The 20086-nt window shown below is 63.0% G+C and carries 17 protein-coding genes and 2 tRNA genes; 10 read left to right on the top strand and 9 right to left on the bottom strand.

Going from position 1 to position 20086, the window contains the following annotated elements:
- Positions 1–92: 92 nt before the first annotated feature.
- Genes ugpC through rbsK form a run of 3 tightly spaced genes read left to right on the top strand, consistent with a single transcriptional unit; the run spans position 93 to position 2556 of the window.
- Positions 93–1142 carry a sn-glycerol-3-phosphate ABC transporter ATP-binding protein UgpC gene (gene ugpC / locus EN845_RS02050; RefSeq protein WP_127869586.1) on the top strand — a complete coding sequence of 350 codons (1050 nt, stop codon included), beginning with the start codon at positions 93–95 and terminating at the stop codon, positions 1140–1142.
- Between the two features lie 27 nt (positions 1143–1169).
- Positions 1170–1622, top strand: a complete 453-nt coding sequence (locus EN845_RS02045; RefSeq protein ID WP_127869585.1) for an RbsD/FucU family protein — start codon at positions 1170–1172, stop codon at positions 1620–1622.
- Between the two features lie 4 nt (positions 1623–1626).
- Positions 1627–2556, top strand: coding sequence for a ribokinase (rbsK, locus tag EN845_RS02040; protein ID WP_127869584.1), 930 nt, complete (start codon positions 1627–1629; stop codon positions 2554–2556).
- Between the two features lie 83 nt (positions 2557–2639).
- Here the strand turns inward: rbsK and EN845_RS36730 are convergent, their stop codons facing one another.
- Together EN845_RS36730 and EN845_RS02030 are read right to left on the bottom strand one after the other, a co-directional pair.
- Complete coding sequence (locus EN845_RS36730; protein ID WP_348630716.1) at positions 2640–2873, bottom strand: hypothetical protein; 234 nt, start codon at positions 2871–2873, stop codon at positions 2640–2642.
- Between the two features lie 646 nt (positions 2874–3519).
- Positions 3520–3596, bottom strand: a tRNA-Asp gene (locus tag EN845_RS02030).
- Between the two features lie 217 nt (positions 3597–3813).
- On the opposite strand from EN845_RS02030, the gene EN845_RS02025 reads away from it, so the two are divergent.
- From EN845_RS02025 to EN845_RS02010, 4 genes are all read left to right on the top strand, one after another.
- A tRNA-Val gene (locus tag EN845_RS02025) sits at positions 3814–3889 on the top strand.
- Positions 3890–4151: 262 nt separating this feature from the next.
- Entirely contained in the window at positions 4152–5231 is a 1080-nt protein-coding gene (locus EN845_RS02020) for a type III polyketide synthase (protein WP_127869583.1), read from the top strand.
- Position 5232: 1 nt separating this feature from the next.
- A complete protein-coding gene (locus tag EN845_RS02015; RefSeq protein WP_127278875.1) occupies positions 5233–5970 on the top strand; it encodes a methyltransferase domain-containing protein in 738 nt (245 codons plus the stop codon).
- A complete protein-coding gene (locus EN845_RS02010; RefSeq protein WP_127869582.1) occupies positions 5949–7133 on the top strand; it encodes an FAD-dependent monooxygenase in 1185 nt (394 codons plus the stop codon). Before EN845_RS02015 ends, EN845_RS02010 begins: the two co-directional genes overlap by 22 nt.
- A 96-nt stretch (positions 7134–7229) precedes the next feature.
- Here the strand turns inward: EN845_RS02010 and EN845_RS02005 are convergent, their stop codons facing one another.
- From EN845_RS02005 to EN845_RS01980, 6 genes are all read right to left on the bottom strand, one after another.
- Entirely contained in the window at positions 7230–8000 is a 771-nt protein-coding gene (locus tag EN845_RS02005; RefSeq protein WP_127869581.1) for an SDR family oxidoreductase, read from the bottom strand.
- 23 nt (positions 8001–8023) lie between these two features.
- Positions 8024–9019, bottom strand: a complete 996-nt coding sequence (locus tag EN845_RS02000; RefSeq protein WP_127869580.1) for an ABC transporter permease — start codon at positions 9017–9019, stop codon at positions 8024–8026.
- A gap of 116 nt (positions 9020–9135) precedes the next feature.
- On the bottom strand, positions 9136–10176 hold the full coding sequence (locus EN845_RS01995; protein WP_127869579.1) for a sugar ABC transporter substrate-binding protein: 1041 nt from the start codon (positions 10174–10176) through the stop codon (positions 9136–9138).
- Between the two features lie 39 nt (positions 10177–10215).
- A complete protein-coding gene (locus EN845_RS01990; protein WP_127869578.1) occupies positions 10216–10980 on the bottom strand; it encodes an ATP-binding cassette domain-containing protein in 765 nt (254 codons plus the stop codon).
- Positions 10977–12143, bottom strand: a complete 1167-nt coding sequence (locus EN845_RS01985; protein ID WP_127869577.1) for an ROK family transcriptional regulator — start codon at positions 12141–12143, stop codon at positions 10977–10979. The genes EN845_RS01990 and EN845_RS01985 overlap by 4 nt, the downstream gene beginning before the upstream one ends.
- Positions 12144–12352: 209 nt before the next feature.
- The gene (locus tag EN845_RS01980; protein WP_127869576.1) at positions 12353–13657 is read right to left on the bottom strand and encodes a M23 family metallopeptidase; all 1305 of its coding nucleotides are present in this window, start codon (positions 13655–13657) and stop codon (positions 12353–12355) included.
- A 303-nt stretch (positions 13658–13960) separates the two neighbouring features.
- Here EN845_RS01980 and EN845_RS01975 point away from each other — a divergent pair, with 303 nt between their 5' ends.
- Together EN845_RS01975 and EN845_RS01970 are read left to right on the top strand one after the other, a co-directional pair.
- Positions 13961–14962, top strand: a complete 1002-nt coding sequence (locus EN845_RS01975) for a sterol desaturase family protein (protein WP_127280699.1) — start codon at positions 13961–13963, stop codon at positions 14960–14962.
- Positions 14959–16095, top strand: a complete 1137-nt coding sequence (locus EN845_RS01970) for a GNAT family N-acetyltransferase (RefSeq protein WP_127869575.1) — start codon at positions 14959–14961, stop codon at positions 16093–16095. The genes EN845_RS01975 and EN845_RS01970 overlap by 4 nt, the downstream gene beginning before the upstream one ends.
- A 41-nt stretch (positions 16096–16136) precedes the next feature.
- Here EN845_RS01970 and EN845_RS01965 read toward each other — a convergent pair whose 3' ends face one another.
- Positions 16137–16604 carry a peroxiredoxin gene (locus EN845_RS01965; protein ID WP_127869574.1) on the bottom strand — a complete coding sequence of 156 codons (468 nt, stop codon included), beginning with the start codon at positions 16602–16604 and terminating at the stop codon, positions 16137–16139.
- Between the two features lie 95 nt (positions 16605–16699).
- On the opposite strand from EN845_RS01965, the gene EN845_RS01960 reads away from it, so the two are divergent.
- Complete coding sequence (locus EN845_RS01960) at positions 16700–20080, top strand: DUF3971 domain-containing protein (RefSeq protein ID WP_127869573.1); 3381 nt, start codon at positions 16700–16702, stop codon at positions 20078–20080.
- Positions 20081–20086: the final 6 nt, after the last annotated feature.

Here is a 20086-nt window from a genome sequence, read left to right as displayed (position 1 = left end):
ACGGGTTTTTATCTATACGGGACCGACTTGCCCTGACCGGTCGCGTTGGTTAGCTTCTGCGCCTACGGCCAGTTGGAGCCGATGGGGGAACGATGGCTCAAGTCGCGATCAGCAATGTGGCCAAGGCGTTTGGAATCGTCAAGGTTCTGCACGAAGTCAGCGTCGACATTGCCGATGGCCAGTTCGTCGTGCTTGTCGGGCCGTCCGGTTGCGGCAAGTCCACGCTGCTCAGGATGGTGGCGGGGCTCGAGACCGTCTCCGGCGGCACGATCGCCATCGGCGATCGCGTCGTCAATCACCTGCCGCCCGCAAAGCGCGACATCGCCATGGTGTTCCAGAACTATGCGCTCTATCCGCACAAGACGGTCGAGCAGAACATGGCCTTCGCCCTCAAGCTGCGGAAAACCGACCCGGCCGTGGTGGCCGAGCGGGTCAAGCGCGCCGCCGACATCCTCGACCTCAGCCCCTATCTGAAGCGCTATCCGCGCCAGCTTTCCGGCGGCCAGCGTCAGCGCGTCGCCATGGGGCGGGCCATCGTGCGCAACCCGCAGGTATTCCTGTTCGACGAGCCGCTTTCGAACCTCGACGCAAAGCTGCGCGTGCAGATGCGCACCGAGATCAAGGAACTGCACCAGCGGCTGAAGACCACCACCATCTATGTCACGCACGACCAGATCGAAGCCATGACGATGGCCGACAAGATCGTCGTCATGCGCGACGGCCGCATCGAACAGGTCGGCGCGCCGCTGGAGCTTTTTGACCGGCCGGCGAACCTTTTCGTTGCCGGTTTCATCGGCTCGCCGTCGATGAATCTGCTCAAGGGTACCGGGCGCAAGGGCGGCGTCGACATCGCCGGGACGCTGTTCCCGGTCGCTCCGAACAACGCCGTCGAGGAGGGGCGCGCCGTCGTCTATGGCGTGCGCCCCGAGCATCTCGAGATCCATCCCGATGGAGTGCCGGCGAAGATTTCCGTGGTCGAGCCGACCGGCTCGGAAACCCTGGTCTTCCTGCGTTTTGGTGACGGCGAGATGGTGGCGCTGTTTCGCGAACGCCATGACTTCAAGCCCGGCGATACGCTGAAACTTCGGCCAAGGCTCGACCATATCCATCTGTTCGACGCCGAGACCGGCAAGCGTCTCTGATCTCAAACGCACTTCACGAGGACCATCATGCTCAAAGGGATCGATCCGTTGCTCAACGCCGACGTGCTCCAGGCATTGCGGGCGATGGGACATGGCGACGACCTGATCATCGCCGACACCAACTTCCCGTCCGATTCGGTCGCGCGCCGGACGGCGCTCGGTCGGGTGCTGCGCATCGATGCCTCGGCGGCACAGGTGGTGAAGGCGGTGCTGTCGCTTTACCCGTTGGACACGTTTGTCGACGACTCGGCCGCCCGCATGGAGATCGTCGGCAAATCCGACGAGATCCCAGCGGTGCAAAAGGAAGTGCAGAAGGAGATCGATGCCGCCGAGGGCAAATCCTGGCCGATGGTGCCGGTCGAGCGTTACGCCTTCTACGAGCGCGCCAAGCAGGCTTATTGCGTCATCCAGACCGGCGAACGCCGATTCTATGGCTGCTTTGCCTTCCGCAAGGGCGTCGTGCCGCCGGATGCGGAGTAGCGGCATGGCCTCGGGCAAGCCGATCGTCATCCTCGGTGTCTTCGTCGCCGATACGGCCTACAGGGCGCAGCGCCAGCCGCGCATGGGCGAAACGATCCTCGGCAACTCCTTCAAGCTGGGACCAGGCGGCAAGGGGTCGAACCAGGCGGTGGCGGCCGGCAGGTTGGGGGCCGACGTCACCTTCCTGACCCGGCTCGGGGTCGATGCCTTCGCCGAAATGGCCAAGCGGACCTGGAAGGATGCCGGCGTGAAGAGCGCCGCCATCGATACGCCGGACAGCTATACCGGTGCCGCCTACATCTTCGTCGAGGAGGGAAGCGGCAACAACGCCATCATCGTCAGTCCCGGCGCCGCCATGCTGATCACGCCGGACGATGTCGAAGCCAATGCCGAGCTGATCCGTGGTGCCGGTGTTTTCGTCACGCAGCTCGAACAGCCGATCGACGCCGCGCTGCGGGCGCTGGAGATCGCGCGCGGGGCAGGGGTGACGACCATTCTCAATCCGGCACCGGCGGCAAAGCTTCCCGACCGCGTCTACACGCTCTGCGACTATCTAACACCGAACGAGACCGAAACCGAGGAATTGACCGGGCTGAAAGTCTCCTCGGTCGATGAAGCGCGCGCCGCCGCCGGCAAGCTGCTGGAAAAGGGCGTTGGCACAGTCATCGTCACGCTCGGCGACAAGGGGGCGCTCCTGCACACGAAGGATCGCTCCGAGCATGTTTCCGCCATCAGCGCGGGGCCTGTGGTTGAGACGACGGGAGCTGGCGATGCGTTCAATGGCGGCCTTGCCGCGGCACTTTCGCGCGGCGTGGAGCCTCTGGAGGCGGTACGCTTCGCCTGCGCCGTTGCCGGCATTTCCGTGACCCGTCCAGGCACCGCACCGTCTATGCCGACAGTGCAGGAGGTCGAGGCGCTGCTGGCCAAGAGCTGAGGCAATTGCACGGGGCTCGCAGGCCACCCCGGAGGCCGGACTGTTCGGCCTCCGATGTCTCGTGTTCGATGGGCGTCGAGAAGCTACTGCTTGATATAGCAACGCTTCCCGGCATCGGGAGCGGGATCGCCGAAGGATTCATTGTCGCATTCGACGCCATCCCGGAACACGTCCTGCGTGAACCGGCCGCGCGCGCCATACCTGACCACCTTGCGGCCATAGAAATCGCAGAATTCGCCTTCGTCGGCACAGGCCACCCATCTCTCGCGGCGAGGCTCATCGTAACCGCCATCGGCTTCGCCACGACCGCGTAACACGATATAGCACGTCTTTTCGTGGCCGGGCGCAGGGTCGCCAAAAACGCGGGTTGAGCAGGGCACCGCGTCACGGTCGATAAAGCGCGATGTAGTGCGGCCCCCGTCGCCAAAAACCACTTCAGCCGGAAATGGCAGTCGGCAAATGCCGCCCTCCCTTGCACATCGCTGAAGCCGAGCAGCCGAAGCAGTGGCGGGAAAGATGGTGGAAGCAACCATTGTAAGGCCAGCAAGGCTTATGGCCGTGAACACCGTGCTCATCGAGGTGGTTGAGGCGATAGACACTGTAAGTCCTCCCGGGTCGTTCAGGCTGTATGGTTATGGTAGCCGGATTATCTCAGGCCAGGATATTTCAGAGGAGAATCAAGCGTTTTTTTAGGCGGAAGCGCAAGCCCCAAGCGGTTTGCCTGGCGCAAACGTCAGGCCAAGGGAGATATCTGTCAACGCAGGAGCCGAAACAGGCCGGCAGCCGACGTTCCGAGCTGACAGGAGGCAAATCTCATCCGGCACCACGATCATGGCCGCAAGCCCATGCATGGCAGATTGAACCCAGATTTGAAAGGTTCTGGATCACATCCCCATACATGCATCTTTGACAGACAACGTCGACATTTCTACTAAGCCAAGGGTTTGTGTCCCTTGAGAGAAATGGCGCGAGTGACGGGGCTCGAACCCGCGACCTCCGGCGTGACAGGCCGGCACTCTAACCAACTGAGCTACACCCGCGCATTGACGAGCACGTGTCAGCCGTGTTCGTCGTTGGGGCGCTGGATAAGGGGTTCGCTACCGGGTGTCAAGCGCACCAAACCATCATAACGCCAAACAGGAGAAGGTTTTTTGACAGCCGGCATTTTGTTCGCAAATCCGGCCTGCGAACAGGGCGCCTCGCGCTCATTTGGCCTTGCGAAGCAAGTCCCGACCGCTTAAAGGTCCGGCCCGGAGCGGGCGATTAGCTCAGTTGGTAGAGCGCTTCGTTTACACCGAAGATGTCGGCGGTTCGAGCCCGTCATCGCCCACCATATCTTTCCCCCAGTTGATGTTTTCCGGTTGCGGGCGCCACGAAATCGCCACGTCGACAACGGGCAATAGCTCACCTGTTGTCCTTCGTGCGGGCGGTGCATTGCTTTTTCACGGGTGAGCGGCATTTTCGCAGGAAGTTTTTTAGGCCTCGGGCGTTTATCTCAATAGAGATAGCCATTGCCGTGGAGCTACAGCTCCCGCCGGGGGCAACTGGGCCTCTCGGCTCGCGACCGCGGGTTTGTGGCTGCAGGTCAAGGGAAAATGCCCGTTCAAGCTTTCATTAACCGAATTGCCACGGCCGTCCCTGATCACGGCGTTCACGAATTCTTCCTTCAATTTGCGGGCTCCCAGTTGGCAGATCCCCGCCGCCGCGCAATTTTCAATCGCATGGCCGACAAGGGCGGCATCGAACATCGCTATTCCTGCTTCGCACCCGCTGGTGATCCTGAGGGGCTGAGCGTCGACCTGGCGGGTGTTTTCAAGCGCGGTGCGTTTCCGGGTACGGCCAAACGCATGGAAATGTATTCCACTGCCGCGCCCGCGCTGGCCGAGCGAGCATTGGAGCGACTCCTGGAGGGCGAAGACAGGAAAGGTGTCACGCATCTGATTGTCACCACCTGTACGGGCTTCTCCGCCCCCGGCATCGATCTGGACATAATCGCCCGATGCAATCTGCCCACCACCGTGGAGCGCACGATCATCGGCTTCATGGGATGTTATGCGGCAATCAATGCGCTCAAACTGGCGCGGCACATCGTCCTGTCGGAACCTTCGGCCCACGTTGTGATCGTCTGCATCGAACTCTGTACGCTCCATCTCAAGGAGACGGCCGATCTCGAAAAACTGCTGTCTTTCTCGCTCTGGGGCGATGGCTGCGCGGCCGCGTCGGTGACCTCCCGCCCGTTCGGCATCGGCCTGGACAGTTTTCACGCGATCGTGGACGCCGACGCCCGCGACTTGATGAGCTGGAGCTTGCACGACGACGGTTTCGACATGGTTCTGTCGGGGCAAATTCCTGCTGCAATCCAGAATGCGCTTGGCAAAGGGATCGGCGCCATCTTGGGAAACAGGATCGCCGCCAACATCGACCTTTGGGCTGTTCACCCGGGTGGGCGTTCCATTCTCGACGCCGTGGAGCGCGCGCTGGATCTTCCTCCCGATGCGCTGTTGCCGTCGCGCGATGTGCTTCGCGAAAACGGAAACATGTCTTCCGCCACAGTCATGTTCGTGCTGGAGCGGATGCTTCGCGGGTTCACGGATGATGACGTGGGCTGTGCAATGGCATTTGGCCCCGGCCTCACGGCCGAGACGATGATGTTCCACACGGCCGGCCGTGCCTGACATGGCCACCGGTCTCGACAGCCGTCTTATCCAGCCGGAACTGCTCGATCATTTGCCTCCCGACGATCCCAGGGCGATTGGCTCCCGACGTGATCTGATTTGGATAAATTCGCTGATGTTTCAACATGCGATCATGTCCAACCTCCTGAAGGCCAGCGTGCGCGAGGGTTCGATCAGAATCTTGGAAGTCGGGTCCGGCGACGGTGCATTCATGCTCTCGGTTGCAAGGCGCCTCGCCACGAAGTGGATCGACGTGGAGCTGGTCATGCTCGACCAGGTTGACCTCGTCACCGACCGGCGGCGCGCCGATTTCGCGGCTCTGGGCTGGCGGGTTGAAACCGTTACCGACAATATCTTCGACTGGATCGCAAAACCCGGGGGTGCCGCCTACGACGTTGTCTCGGCCAATCTGTTCCTGCACCATTTTTCCGACACCGCCTTAAAGATCCTGTTCGAAGCCCTATGCCGTCTGGCGCCGGTATTCCTCGCCGCCGAGCCGAGCCGAAACATTGTCGCTTTAAAAGCATGCCCGCTCCTGCGCCTTGTCGGTGCAAACCAGGTCACCATGCACGATGCGGCGGCAAGCGTCCGCGCAGGTTTCGCTGGCAAGGAACTTTCCGGTTTGTGGCCTCTCGGTTCCGCGCAGCAGTGTGAAGAGCGCAGAATTGGCCCGTTTACCCACGCCTTCCGCGTTTTCCCCAAGGAAGGACTTGCGCGATGTACGATGCCATCGTCATAGGTGCCGGCCCAAGCGGCTCGTCGGCAGCATTGGCCTTGCGCGGCCAAGGTCGTTCTGTGGCCATCATCGAAGCAAGCGAGTTTCCACGCCGCAAGGTCTGCGGCGAATTCATGTCGGCGGTCAATCTGGAGCTGTTGGACCGTCTGGAGGCGGGCGTGGCGGTTCGTGCCAAGGCAGGGCCGGAAGTCAAGCGGGTTGGCTTGTTCGCGTCGGGCCCTGGCATCATAGCGGGCATGCCGCGCGCCGCGGGAAATGCTTTCGGGCGGGCGCTTGGACGGGACGTTCTGGATGGCATCCTCTTGGACACGGCGCGCAATGCCGGAGCCGACGTTTTTCAGCCGTGGCGCGCGGTGGAGATCGCCAGCAATGGCGATCGTGCCATCGTCCGGATCGCCAACAGGGAGGGTCAGACAAGTCTTAGCGGGCAGGTGGTGATTGCGGCGCATGGCTCCTGGGGGCAGGGCAGGTTGCCAACCAATCTCCCGAAGAGCAGCGCGGCATCCGATCTGTTTGGCTTCAAGGCCCATTTCAGGGGAGCGTCGCTCGCTCGAGACCTCATGCCGCTCCTGGTGTTTCCGGGCGGCTATGGTGGCATGGTGTGGGCGGATCAGGACAGGATATCGCTGTCGTGCTGCATACGCCGCGACGTGTTGACCAGGCTGCGCAAAGAGGGCGGTGCGATGTCCGCGGCCCAAGCCGTTCACGCGCACATGCTGGCATCGTGTCCGGCTGTGGTTTCCACGATCGGCGACGCCAGCCTCGAAGGTGAATGGCTTGCCGCCGGTCCCATACGTCCGGGGATGCGCCCACGATTTGCCGACGACATATTTCGGGTCGGCAACATCGCCGGCGAGTCTCATCCCATCATCGCTGAAGGCATCTCCATGGCCCTGCAGTCCAGCTGGCTTCTCGCTGGCGAATTGGCAAGGTTCGAACAATGGGACCGGACGGCGCGCATCGCCGTCGGCAAACGCTATTCAAGAGCGTGGAGCCGGCAATTTGCCACTCGCATTCATGCCGCCGCACTGTTGGCGCGCATTGCCGTCCTCCCCAACTCTAATACGGCGATGAAGGCCTTCGTGGGTTGGTTCCCGAATAGCCTGACCTTAGGCGCGAGATTGTCCGGCAAGACAAAAGCCTTGCCTGCTCTCAGCCATCCGTAAGGGCATGAAGCCGGCCGGACGCTTGGAATTCGCTGAAGCGCTGGAGCCCGAATCGCAACTCAACAGGCACACGCTTCTTGGCGTATGGCTGCCCGCTCACGGCGGCACCATCCGGAAATCCTTGCCCTCGGGCAGCAATTGCCCGCCGTCGACGACAATGGTGGTGCCGGTGATGTAGCTGGCGTCGTCCGAGGCCAGGAACAGGAAGGCGTTGGCGACGTCGCGCGGGCTGCCGAGCCGGCCGAGCGGGATCGAATCCTCCATGTTCTTGATATAGGCGGCGCCGCGATGCTGTTGGATGGCTTCGGTGAGGATATTGCCGGGTTCGACGCCGTTGACGGTGATGCCGTAGCCGGAGAATTCCAGCGCCGCCGCCCGGATGAAGCCGTTAATGCCTGCTTTCGTCGCCGAATAATGGCCGTGGCCAGGGCTGGTGACGTGGGGGCCGGTGATCGATGAGGTGTAGAGCATGCGGCCAGAGCGCTGCGCCTTCATCGGCACGAGGGCGGCGCGGCTGGCATTGAAAGTGCCGCGCAGGTTGACGGCCATGACGCGGTCCCAGTCGTCGGCGCTGGTGTTTTCGATCAACTGCCAGGGATAGATGCCGGCATTCTGCACGATGATGTCGAGGCGGCCGTGCTGTTTCAGCGAAAGTGCCACCGCGGCCTCGGCGTCGCTCATTTGCGAGATGTCGGTGCGGATGAAGGGGACGCCCAGTTCATCCGCACTTGCTTGCCCCGCCTCCGCCTCGCTGTCGGCCAGCACGAGCCGTGCGCCTTCTTCCGCAAAGCGCAGCGCGATGCCCTTGCCGATGCCGCGCGCGCCGCCGATGATCAACGCCACCTTGTCTTTCAGTCGTCCTGTCATGCCAATCCTCGCCTCACGCCCTCTCACGCCAGTCTTTGGCGAATGGTTTGCTTGAATGCGTCGAGCAGCACCGCGGCCAGAACCAGCAGGCCGTGGATGACCTGGGTGAAATTGGCGGGCAGGCCCATCAGGTTGATCGCCGTGTTGATGGCCGAGAGCAGGAGCACGCCGGCATAGACGCCGGGCAAGGTGCCGACGCCGCCCTTCAGGCTGACGCCGCCGATAACCACGGCCGCAAAGGCATTGAACAGCAGGCCGACGCCAAGATTGGCGGTGGCGCCGGAGGTGCGGATCGCCAGCAGCCAGCCGGCGAGCCCTGCGATGGCACCGGCGAGCACGAAGGCGATGATCAGGTTGCGGTTCACCCGGATGCCGGCGCGGAAGGTCGCGGTTTCATTGCCGCCGATCATCACCAGGTGCCTGCCGAACGGCGTCTTGGCCATGATCAGCGAGAAGACCACGAAACAGGCCACCGCGATCCAGGCGGTAAGCGGCAGGCCGATCAGGCGCTGTATGCCGAACCAGCGGATGGCGGGTGCCAGATCCTGTGCCGAGCGGCCGCCCGAAATGACCAGCACGAGGCCGCGTACCCAGATGTAGGAGGCGAGCGTGATGATGAAGGCGCTCATCTTGACCTTGACCACAAGATAGCCGTTGAAGGCGCCGATGAGGCCGCCGACGGCCAGCGCCAGCAGCAGCGAGACCGGAACCATCAGCCATTCCGGGTGCAATTGGACACCGAGGCCGATGCCCGAGGCGCAAAACAGGATGCCCACCGCCATGGCGCTGAGTGCGGCGACGGATTCGACAGACAGGTCCATGTGGCCGGCAATGATGACCAGCGCCAGGCCGATCGACATGACGCCGAGCACGCTCGACGCCTCGATGATGTTGGCGAAGATGCCGAGTTGGAAATAGTTCGGGATGAACAGCGAGAAGACGACCAGGACAAGGAGCAGCATGAACCAGACGAGGTTGTCGAGGACGAACTCCAGGGCGTGACGCGTGCGAGGGTTCATGTGTCGATCCGGTTGGCGTGCGCAATCAAGGCCGCAGCGAATTGTCTGCGTCTCGTTTCATGCGGGCAGGGATGGGCTCCGGGCCGGGTATGGCCCGGAGCGTTCAGGCGACATGCCTATTCGACCGACTTGACCGTATCGGTCGGCGGCTTCTGGTTGCCCCAGAAGGCCGGGTTGTCGACGTTCTCCTTGGTGATGGCGGCACCCGGAATCTTGATGTTCGGGCCCCACGCTTCCTTGGTGACGGTCGATTTCAGGCCAAGCACGTCGTATTCGCCGGGCTTGATCTCTTGCTTCTTCACGACCTTGTCCATGAACATGGCGACGGCCGCGGCCTGTGCGTAAAGCGGCTGCTCTACTTCGACATTGAGCCAGCCCTTGCGGATCAGGTCGAGGCCGACCGGCGCGCCGTTCGAGCTCATCAGCATCACGTCGCCCGGCTTCTTGCCGGCGGCCTCTAGCGAAGCGACGGCGGCGACCGACAGGTGCGCGGCATGGCTGAAGATCAGGTCGATGTCGGGATTGGCCAGCATCTGGTCGGCAACGATGGTGCCGGCATTGCTGGCCTCCCATTGCATGGCCGGCAGCGAGATGATCTTGACGTCCGGGAACGCCTTCATCTTCTCTTCAAAACCCTTCTGGATGTCGAGCGTGTAAGGATCGCCGGGGTCGCCAAGCACCTGAAGGACCTTGCCCTTCACCGAGCCGTTCTTGGCTTTCAGAAGCTTTTCGGCCTGATCGGCGGCGACATAGCCGATCTCGACGGTACCCGCGACCGACGTGAAATCGGACGGTGTCGACGTGATCTGGCGATCGAATTCGACCACCGGAATGCCGGCGGCGCGGGCGGCCTCGATCGATGGTTTCAGCGCATTGAAATCGACGGCGGCCAGGATGATCGCCGCCGGCTTCAGCGCGATCACGTCGTTCATCTGCGATTGCTGCGCGTCGGTCTTGTTGTCGGCGTTCAGCGTCTTCATCTCGTAGCCGGTCTGTTTCAGGAACAGCTCCAGCGCGCTCACCGATCCGGTTTGGAACTCGTCGAGCAATGTCGGCACCAAGTAGTAGACAATACCCTTGGACTGGGCGAATGCCGGCGTGAGCGTGGCAAAGGCCAGTGCCAGGATACCGAAGACAGCAAGAAGTATTCGCTTCATGTCGTTGGCTCCCTGTTAAGCCGGACCCCTCTTTGTCCCTCAGCCCGCCGGTCCGGCACCGGCAAGCGTCTCCCCGGTGATCATGTTGATCACCGCATCGGGACTTGTCTTGTTGCGTGCGACATCGCCCGCCACGACGCCTTGCCGGATCACCACGATCCGGTCGGCGACCTGAAAAGCCTGCTGCATGATGTGGGTTATGATGACGACGCCGATACCCTGGCTCGCCACTTGGCGGATCATGTCGAGACCGCGCCGCGTCTGTTCGACGCCAAGTGCGGCGAACGGTTCGTCGAGCAGCACGAGTTTGCCGCCCCAGTGGACAAAGCGGTTGAGCTCGATGGCCTGGCGCTGGCCGCCCGAGAGGTGCTCGACATTGGTGCGCAGTGAAGGAATGCGGGTACCGGCGCTGGCCAGCGCCTTGCCGACGACAGCCTCCATGGCGCGTTCGTCGAGCACGGGAATGCCGAGCACCTTCCTCGTGATCTCGCGGCCCATGAAGAAATTGGCCACCACGTCGACATTGGTGCAGAGCGACAGGTCCTGGTAGACGGTCTCGATGCCGGCCGCCTTGGCTTCCGCCGGCGAACGGGCCAGGAACTCCTTGCCCTCGAACAGCATGCGGCCGGATGTCGGTTCGAGACCGCCCGCAATGATCTTGACCAACGTCGACTTGCCGGCGCCGTTGTCGCCGAGCAGCGCCACCACCTCGCCCTTGCCGATGGCAAAGCTGATCCCCTTCAGCGCTTCGATCGCGCCATAGTTCTTGGTCACGTTGTCGAGCACCAGAAGGGGTTCGCTCATGCGGCAATCTCCCTGGCCGAAAGGATGTCGCGGCCGCGCTCGCGTCCGGCGGCGAACATCTGGCCGAAGCGCGGCGACAACACCCCTGAGACGGCGAGGGCCGCCGCGCCGCGCAGCACGGCATGCTGGCCGCCGCTGGCGACGATGACACGCGGCGTCTTGCGATCAGCGCGAGCCGAAACCGAATTGTGCAGCGGTTCGGCCGCGTCCGCCAGGCGTTCGAGCAACTCCGACGCCGCCAGGCCGCCGAGCACGACCGTCTCTGGGTCGAAAAGGTTCTCGATGATGGCGATGGCATTGCGGAAGATCGGGCCGACCTGCGCCACCCAATCGGCGTCGCCGCCGGCCCGGCGGCCCCGCGCTTCGAGCGAGAGGTAGCGCTCGAGGCAGCCGCGGTTGCCGCAGGGGCAGAGCTCGCCATCAGGGACCACGGGAATGTGGCCGATCTCGCCCGCATTGCCCCAGGCGCCGCGCAGAACGCTGCCGTCATGCATCATGGCGCCGCCGAGCCCAACGCCGAAATAGAGATAGTAATAATCGGAATGGCGGGCTCCGATGCCATAAAGCCTCTCGCCCATCGCGGCGGCGGCCATGTCGCTCTCGAAGAACGCCGGCAATCCCGTCGCGGCCGTCAGCCGTTCACGCAGCGCCACGTGCTTCCACCCGGTCATCGTGGTCGGGCCGACAAAGCTCATGGAGTCCACGTCGAACGGACCGGGAAGCGCCATGCCGATGCCGATGACGCGGCCGCCGGGCCGCTTGCCCGTCAGGTCGCGAACCATGGCGCCAATCTGGTCGAACGCATGATCAGGCGCCGCGTTGGGGGCCTCGCGGCGTGAACTCTCGATAACGTCGCCGCTGAGATTGATCAGTGCGGCGTCTATTCCAAGCGGCGTCAGGTGGATGCCGACGGCATAGCCGCCTTCCGGGTTGATGCGCAGCGTCGCGGGTGGCAGGCCACGGCCCTTCGGCTCTTCGCGTACGGAAAGGATGTAGCCCTGTTCCTCCAGTTCGCGAACGATGGTCGACACGGTCTGGACGGTGAGCCCGACATGCCTGGCGATGTCGCTACGTGCGATCGGGCCATGACGGCGGATGGACTCCAGCACGATGCGCCGGTTGTACGGCCGCCCGAACTCCTGATTGGTCCCCCGCAATGCCATGCCTTGCGCCCTCACGTGACGTAAGGTTCGCATCAAATATTTATTCAGTCAAATGGAATTCAAAAATAATCGGAGCGCGGACGGAACTGAAGATCCGTGGTGTCTCATCCTCGGTGGATCAGCGATGAGGCGGGAGACTGCCTGGTGAGGGAGAGGCGTCGCTCGGCCGGTGGCTCGGGATTCAGCTGGCGGGCGAGCGGTTGCCCTTGTCAGAGATACTGCGCGACTTTCCTTCCGACGGTCAGAAAGCGTAGCGGATCGATCGCCTCGCCATTGTGCCGCACTTCATAGTGAAGATGCGGGCCAGTCGAGCGTCCGCTGCTGCCGGTCTTGCCGATGATGGCGCCGGCGTCGACTTTTTCGCCTACCGTCACGTCGATCTCGCTGAGATGTCCGTAGCGCGTGGCAAAACCATTGCCATGGTCGATCTCGACCATACGGCCATAGCCGCCATTCCAGCCGGCCTTGGTGACGACGCCGGGCGCTGTCACCCGCGCCGCCATGCCGATGGGCGCCCTGAAATCCATGCCCGAATGCAGCGCGGCCGTGCCGAGAAGGGGATCGGTGCGCACACCGAACGGGCTGGTGACGGAGTGGCCGGGGGCGGGATTGGCAAGTGGCAGCCGGCGCGCTTCCTTTTTCAGCTGGTCGAGCGTGTCCAGCGCCTCGTCCAGCTCCTTGACCTTGCTGTCGAAGATCATCGACGAGTTGAGCGGGATCAACGGTCCGCCGACATCGCTTTCGTTCTTGCCGAAATCACTGTCGACCGGCAGTCCGGCTGCCTGCAGCGCCTGCTGGATGGCATCCGCGCTTTTGTAGGCATTGTCCGCGAGCGTGCTGATGCGGCTGAGCTGCTCATTCTCGATGGATTTCAGCGACTGGTTGATCGAGACGAACAGCTTGTCGGCACGATCTGCCGCTGAATCGGTGGGTAGCGGATCGGTGCGGGTCGACCACAAGGAGAAGGGCCTGGTGTCGGCGGTGCCGAGGTCGGCGCCCAGGCTGGCAACCGCGTAGGTCTGCGCGGGCTGGTTGATGCTGCCGGTCACCTCGGCGCGCTTGTCCGTCTTGGCGGCCGCGGCTGGATCGTCGGCGGGTACCGTTCCGGCGTCGTTTTCGGCGCGTTGGAGCAGCGGGCCGAGACGGCCATGCCGCTGACTGAGCTGCGTCTGGCGCTGAAGCAGTTCGCTGACCTTGGTTTCCATCAATTGCTGGTCGAGCAGCTGCCTGCTGGTGATGCGGTCGACCTGGGCTCGAAGCGCCGAAATGCGGTCCTCGTACGCCTGCTGCATCCGCGCCTGGCGTGCGGTGGTGGCGCCGATCAGGTCATCGCGCAGCACGAGATAGGATGTGGCCAGGAGGTAGCCGATGGCAATGGCGGCGAGTGCTGAACCGATGAATGCCGCCAGCCAGGGGCGGACCGTGAAGTGCCTGATCTCGTTGCCTCGGGCGATGATGACCGTATGTGGTTCCTTGCGCCTGCCGAAGACTGCGGACTGACCGGTTGCGTTCACGGGACCAAGCTTTCGTTTACGACACCACGAGAGCTTGATTACACATTATTAGGGTTAACAAAGGATTGCCCTATCGGCCGCGCGGCGCCGAATGCACGCAGCGCGGGCACGAGGTTGCGCGAAAATCTCCAGGACGCGGACCCTATGCCGCGGAATCGTTGGCGATGAACACTCATGTTCCGTCGGGAGCATCCAGTAGCTCGCAGAGCAAGGCTCGGGTTTCTTAACTGTCTTCGATTGCATTTAGTTGACGCTTTTCGAGTAAAGGCGTGTTGGTATTTGGGATTCACCGTGGCGGTAGGAATGCTGGACGATCTGGTTGGCAAGATCCTCGACAAGATTTCGGGCACCAGTCTGCTGGCGACCGGGCTTTTGCTGCTGACGGCCTTTGTCAGCGCCCTCGTGGCCTATTGGCGCACGGTCGAGGAGAAGAGCTGGAAGGAGTTTTTCGAGTTCGTCATCCCGCATGAGGTCATCACCCATCCGTCCGCGAAGGCCGACCTGCTGTTCTGGGTCACGAAGAAGGCCCTGATGCCCTTCCTGATGCTGCCCGCCGGAATCGTCTTCGTCACGGCGGTGGGCTACGGGACCAACTGGCTGTTTTCCACACTGTTCCAGTTCCAGCCGCCTCTGATCGAGGGGCCGGCAGGGCCGGTGACGGTGCTGATCTTCACCGTCAGCATGCTGCTTGCCTACGACATTTCCTATTATCTCTATCACGTCGCCCAGCATCGCTATCCGCTGCTTTGGGAACTGCACAAGGTGCATCACTCGGCCGAGGTGATGGTCGGGATCACCAAGGACCGGGTCCATCCGCTCGACGAGTTGATGAACCGGGCCTGGGACGGCCTCATCGTGGGGCTCTGCTTCGGCATCTGGTCGCTGATTTCGCTGAACCTTGTCGAACTGACCGTTTTTGGCGTCAACGTCTATGTCATGCGCAACATCCTGATGATGGATTTCGTCAGGCACACGCATTTCAAGATCTCGTTCGGCCCGCTCAACAATTTGATCCTGTGTCCTCATTGGCACCAGTTGCATCACAGCACCGATCCGCGCCACTACGACAAGAACTTCGGGCTGCTCTTCTCGTTCTGGGACCGGCTCTTTGGGACATTGTGTGTGCCGAGGCCCGACGAGGACTTCAAGTTCGGGCTGGTTGACCGCGATGTGCGTGACTACCAGTCTCTCGCCGGCCTTTACGTCATGCCGTTGAAGCGGATGTGGGGGCATATCGCCAGGCGCATCCGGCCCGGAAAGTCACGCTCACGCACCTCGCGATCCTCGGAAGGGACACGGCCATGAACGCTCCCGTTGTGCTCGCCATCCCGCGGACACGCACCTTCGAAATCGTGACATCGGCGGTGCGCCTGGCCGAGATCGCACCGGCCTGGAGCGCGCTCTGGCAGCGGGCCGGCGGGCTTGTCTTCCAGCACCCGGACTGGATCGCGGCCTGGTGGCGAACCACCCCGCATCAGGAACGGCGCGCGCTCAGGATTGGGCTTGCCTGGAACGGCGACCGGCTCGACGGCGTGATAGCGCTCGCGACCTTCAGGCGCTCCGGCATCCGCATACTCGAATGGGCAGCGAAGGATCACAGTGACTATGGCGACGCGCTGGTTGCACCTGACAGCGACCCGCGGGCGATCTCCCGCCTCTGGCAGCATGTTTTTGACCAGGGCGGCTTCGACCTGATCTATCTCAACCGTCTGCTGCCGGATGCCGGTGTTCATGCCCTGCTGGAACCGGCCCATGGCAAGGCGCTTCGGCCCAACCACCGCACTGAAATCAGCTATCGTGTCGGCGGCTCCTGGCAGCGTGGGGCGGAATGGTTCGAGACGTTGTCCAAGAAGGGCCGGCAGAACTATCGTCGTGGCCGCAAGTTCATGGAAGAAAGCGGCGCATTGCGTTTCCGGCTGCTGGATCCGGATGAGCCGCGCGAACCGGTGCTCGAGCGGGTCGCGACGTTGAAGCGCCTCTGGCTCGCTCGCCATGGCCGCGCCTCGGATCTGTTCGACAAGGGCTCGCCCGTTCTCGCCGCGCTTATTTCGGTGCTGGCCGACCTCGGGCTGTTGCGCATCTTCGTGCTGGAGCTTGACGACAAGATCGTCGCCGTCTCGATCAATTTCGAGCAGCGCGGCACGATGATGGCTTTCGTCACCACCTATGATCCCGAATACGAGCGCGCCTCGCCGGGTATGGTGCTGATGATGGACTATATCCAGTGGTCGTTCGACCGTGGCCTTGCCACGATTGATTTTCTCTGCGGCGGCGAGGATTTCAAGCGGCGCTTCGCCACGCAATCGGTCACGCTGTCGTCGATGATGGGCGCGCGCGGCTTGCGTGGCCATCTTGCCGCGCTGGCCGATCAAGTGAGCCATGCTTCGAAATCCTGGAGCACACGGCGGCAGCCGAAGGCTGAGGCCCCTGACGAGTAGCGTCCACAATTGTCGATTGCTTTGGTGGGCTTTGGCGGCGCTCAGAGCGCGCGAACGGCTTCCAGCACGGCCTCGGCATGGCCCTTGACGCGGACCTTGCGCCAAATCCTGGCGATCCGTCCGTCGCGTCCGATCAGGAACGTCGCGCGCTCGACACCCATGTATTTGCGGCCATACATCGATTTCTCGACCCACAGATGGTAGGCCTCGATCACCTTGCGCTCCTCGTCGGCGGCAAGATCGATGGTGAGATCGTATTTCGACTTGAACTTGTCGTGTTTCTTGGCGCTGTCGGGCGACAGGCCAATGACGACGGCGCCGGCCTTCTCGAATTCCGGCTTCAGTTGTGAGAAGCTGATCGCCTCTTGCGTGCAGCTTGTCGTGTCGTCCTGTGGATAGAAATAGAGCACCACCGGCTTGCCGGCGGATGCCGCCAGGCTGAGCGATCCGCCGCCGTCCCGCGGCAGGTCGAATTGCGGCGCGGGATCGCCTACGTCGAGGTCGGCCATATCGATGCCCTTGTTTGAGGTTACGCGCGAAGCCACACCGATATAGTGTCGAGCGGGGATTCGTCCACGAGCGAATTCGTACAACGGAAGATTGCGTGGATCAGGAGCAACCGCAGCACGAGAAGATCAGGTTCAGGCGGGACGAGATTACCGACCTGGGGGCTTTGCCGTCCGCGTGCCGCGTCCCGCCTCTCGGTCAGGCTGCCATCGGCCGCGGCGTTCGCATCCTTTCACGCCTGTTTGCCGGCCTGGTCGCGTTCATGCTGCTGGTCGCGGTGACCGTCTATCTCATCGGCCTTTCCGGCATCGGCTCGGACCGGCTGCGCGTCGAGGCGGAGAGCGCCATAGAGAGGCTGGCGGGCGTCGACGTCAATGTCGCGGTCGGGCCCGCGCGCATTACGCTCGACAGTTCGAGCTTCGTCGCCCTCCAGGTGAGCGATGTCAGCCTGAAGACATCGGACGGCAAGCCGATGGCGGATGCCGGTCGCGTGCGCTTTGGCGTGCGTCTGGTGCCGCTGCTATGGGGTGAGGTGCGGCTGACCAGTGCCAGGATCTCCGATGCCCGTGTCGTCATGGCGGCGATGCCGTCCGGCGGCGACTGGACCGCGGCGCTGCGCAACCAGGACGGCCTCGTCGATCCGGAGAAACTGTCGGACGCGGTGTTCGGCAATATCCATCGCGCGCTCGATGCCGTGCGGGAAGACTCGATGCGCCGGATCGATCTCAGCAATGTCGAGTTCGTGCTGCCCGACGCCGGATCGATCAAGCTGGTCAAGATCGCCGACGCCACCGTGGTTCAGTCGGGGCCGGGGGGCATGAAATTCACCGCCGAGGCGGATGTCGACGGCAGGACAGTCACGGTTGCCGCCGCCGCCATCCGCGATGTCGCGGCGCACCGGGTAACAAGCCTGGATGCCAGCATCAATCTGGCGGATGCCGGCGCCACCGCTGCCGGCTCCGGGAAGCTTGGTGCCGTCGCGTTGAAGCTGACGGGATCGGAAGGCTCAGGCGCCACCGCATCACGCCTGGCCGCCGCCCTTTCATCCACCGGCTCGGTGCTCGATCTTGGCGCGCGCGGGCTGCTGCCGGCGGATGCCGATGTCAATGCGACGCTTGTCTACGGCTCCAACAAGATCCAGGTGGACAGGTTGCTGCTGAAAACCGGCCGGTCTTCATTCGATTTCGGCGGCTCGATCGGGCCGAAACCGGCAACCGGGGTAGCGGGTGAGGAACCGTCCTACCGTTACGATCTGACCAGCGACGGTTCGACCTTGGCACCGTCGGAATCGCCTGAACCCGCATTGATCTTCCTGGCGCGGATTGCCGGCGTCTACCAGCCGCAAAGCCGTAAACTGGTGGCCGAGCAGATCGCGGTTCGGTCCTCTGGTTCCGGCGAGGTGCTTGGTACCTCAACGGTGGAATTCGTTGACGGCAAGGCTCCCGGGATCAATCTGGCGCTCAGCGTCCATGACATGCCGGTCTCGCACGTCAAACAGCTTTGGCCATGGTTTTCGGCGCGCAATGCGCGGCTCTGGGTGCTGAACAATTTGTTCGGCGGCCGCGTGGTCGACGCCAATCTCCAGTTCCAGGTGGTGCCGGACCGCCTCGGCAATGGGGTACCGCTGTCCGCCGACGAGGTCTTCGGCCGCTTCCAGATCGAGGGGGCGCGCTTCGACACGGCCGGCCGCATTCCGCCGATCCGCGACGCGGTGGGCGTCGTCGGATTCCACGGCAACGACGTCGACATTTCATTGTCCTCGGGCACCGTCTTCATGCCCAGTGGCCGCGTGGTTGCGGCCAGCAACGGGACATTGACCGTCAAGGCGGCCAACCGCCCGCCGGTCATCGGCGCTCTCGATATCGACGTTGCCGGCGATGCGTCCGCTGTCGCCGAACTTGCATCCTATGAACCGATCAATGCCATGCGCCATGTCGGCCTTCTGCCGGAGGATCTTTCCGGCAGCGTTACCGGCCACGTCAAGGCGGACATTCCGCTGCAGTCGGGCGTCGATACCGCGAGGCTCGATTGGCTGGTGTCGCTCGACTATACCGGCCTGTCCTTGGCCAAGCCGTTCGAGGGACAGGCCGTAACCAATGCCGATGGCTCGATCACCGTCGACCCGCAAAAGGCTGTCATTTCGGCTAAGGCATCGCTGAATGGCATTCCGGCCGAACTCGATCTGGTCGAGCCGCTGGCCGATGACGGGCCGGCGCGCAGCCGCAAGGTAGCCCTGGTGCTCGACGACAAGATCCGCGCCGCCGCCATGCCCGGCCTGACGCCGCTGCTTGGCGGAACGGTGAAGGTCGCGATCGACAAGAGCGGCAACGGCAACCAGAACGTCTCGGCCGACCTGACCAACGCCAGGCTGGACATTCCCTGGGCCGGCTGGAGCAAGGGGGCGGGGGTTCCCGCCAGCGCCACATTCGTCATGACCAAGTCCGGCGACACCACGACGCTGTCCGACTTCGAGCTCGACGGCAAGACGTTCTCCGTCGACGGCAGTATCGTGCTGGTCAACGGCGCCTTGTCTTCGGCCAAGTTCAACAAGGTCACCTTGAACAGGGGCGACGACGTGGCTGTTTCGGTCAAGCGATCGGGCAAGGGCTACGCGGTCGACATCAATGGCAATGCGCTCGACGCTCGTTCGCTCATCAAGCAATTTACGTCCGATGTGGACACCGCAACGAAGACGACGGGAACAGACAACATTTCCGTCAGCGCCGATGTCAATCAGCTGACCGGTTTCCACGATGAGCAACTGTCCAACCTGAAGCTCGACTACAGTGCGGCCGGTTCAAGGGTGAACGGACTGAAGGTGAGCGCGACGGCGAGTTCCGGCGCCGCCATCGCCATCAGCAACACCACCGCCGACGACAGACGCTCGCTCAACGTGCAGTCGGCGGACGCCGGCGCCATCCTGCGGTTCCTCAACATTTATGAGCACATGGAAGGCGGCGCGATCACATTGGCCCTGTCGGGAGCCAGCGATGGACCGATGAAGGGCAAGGTCGACACCAGCAACTTCTTCGTCGTCAACGAACCCAAACTCGCCTCCATCGTCTCGACCACGCCGGCCGGCGATAGCCGCAGCCTCAACCAGGCGGTGAAGGGCAAGCTCGACACGTCGCGAGTGAAGTTCGAACGGGGTTACGCCGAGATCGACAAGGGTAGCGGCTACCTGAAGCTGACCAATGGCGTGCTGCGTGGCCCGCGCATCGGCACGACGTTCCAGGGCATCCTCTACGACCAGAACAACAATATGGACATGACCGGCACCTTCATGCCGGTCTACGGCCTCAACCGTATTTTCGGCGAACTGCCCATCGTCGGCGCGCTTCTGGGCAATGGCCGCGACCGCGGCCTGATCGGCGTCACCTACCGGCTCAGGGGCAATGCCAACAAGCCGGTGCTCGACGTCAATCCGCTGTCGGTGATCGCGCCGGGCATATTCAGGTCGATCTTCGAGTACCGGTGAGGGTCC

It is taken from the genome of Mesorhizobium sp. M8A.F.Ca.ET.202.01.1.1 (assembly GCF_004791595.1).
Taxonomy (GTDB): Bacteria; Pseudomonadota; Alphaproteobacteria; order Rhizobiales; family Rhizobiaceae; genus Mesorhizobium.
The sequence above is the reverse complement of the archived record's forward strand: the minus strand, read 5'-3'. Positions and strand labels throughout refer to the sequence as shown.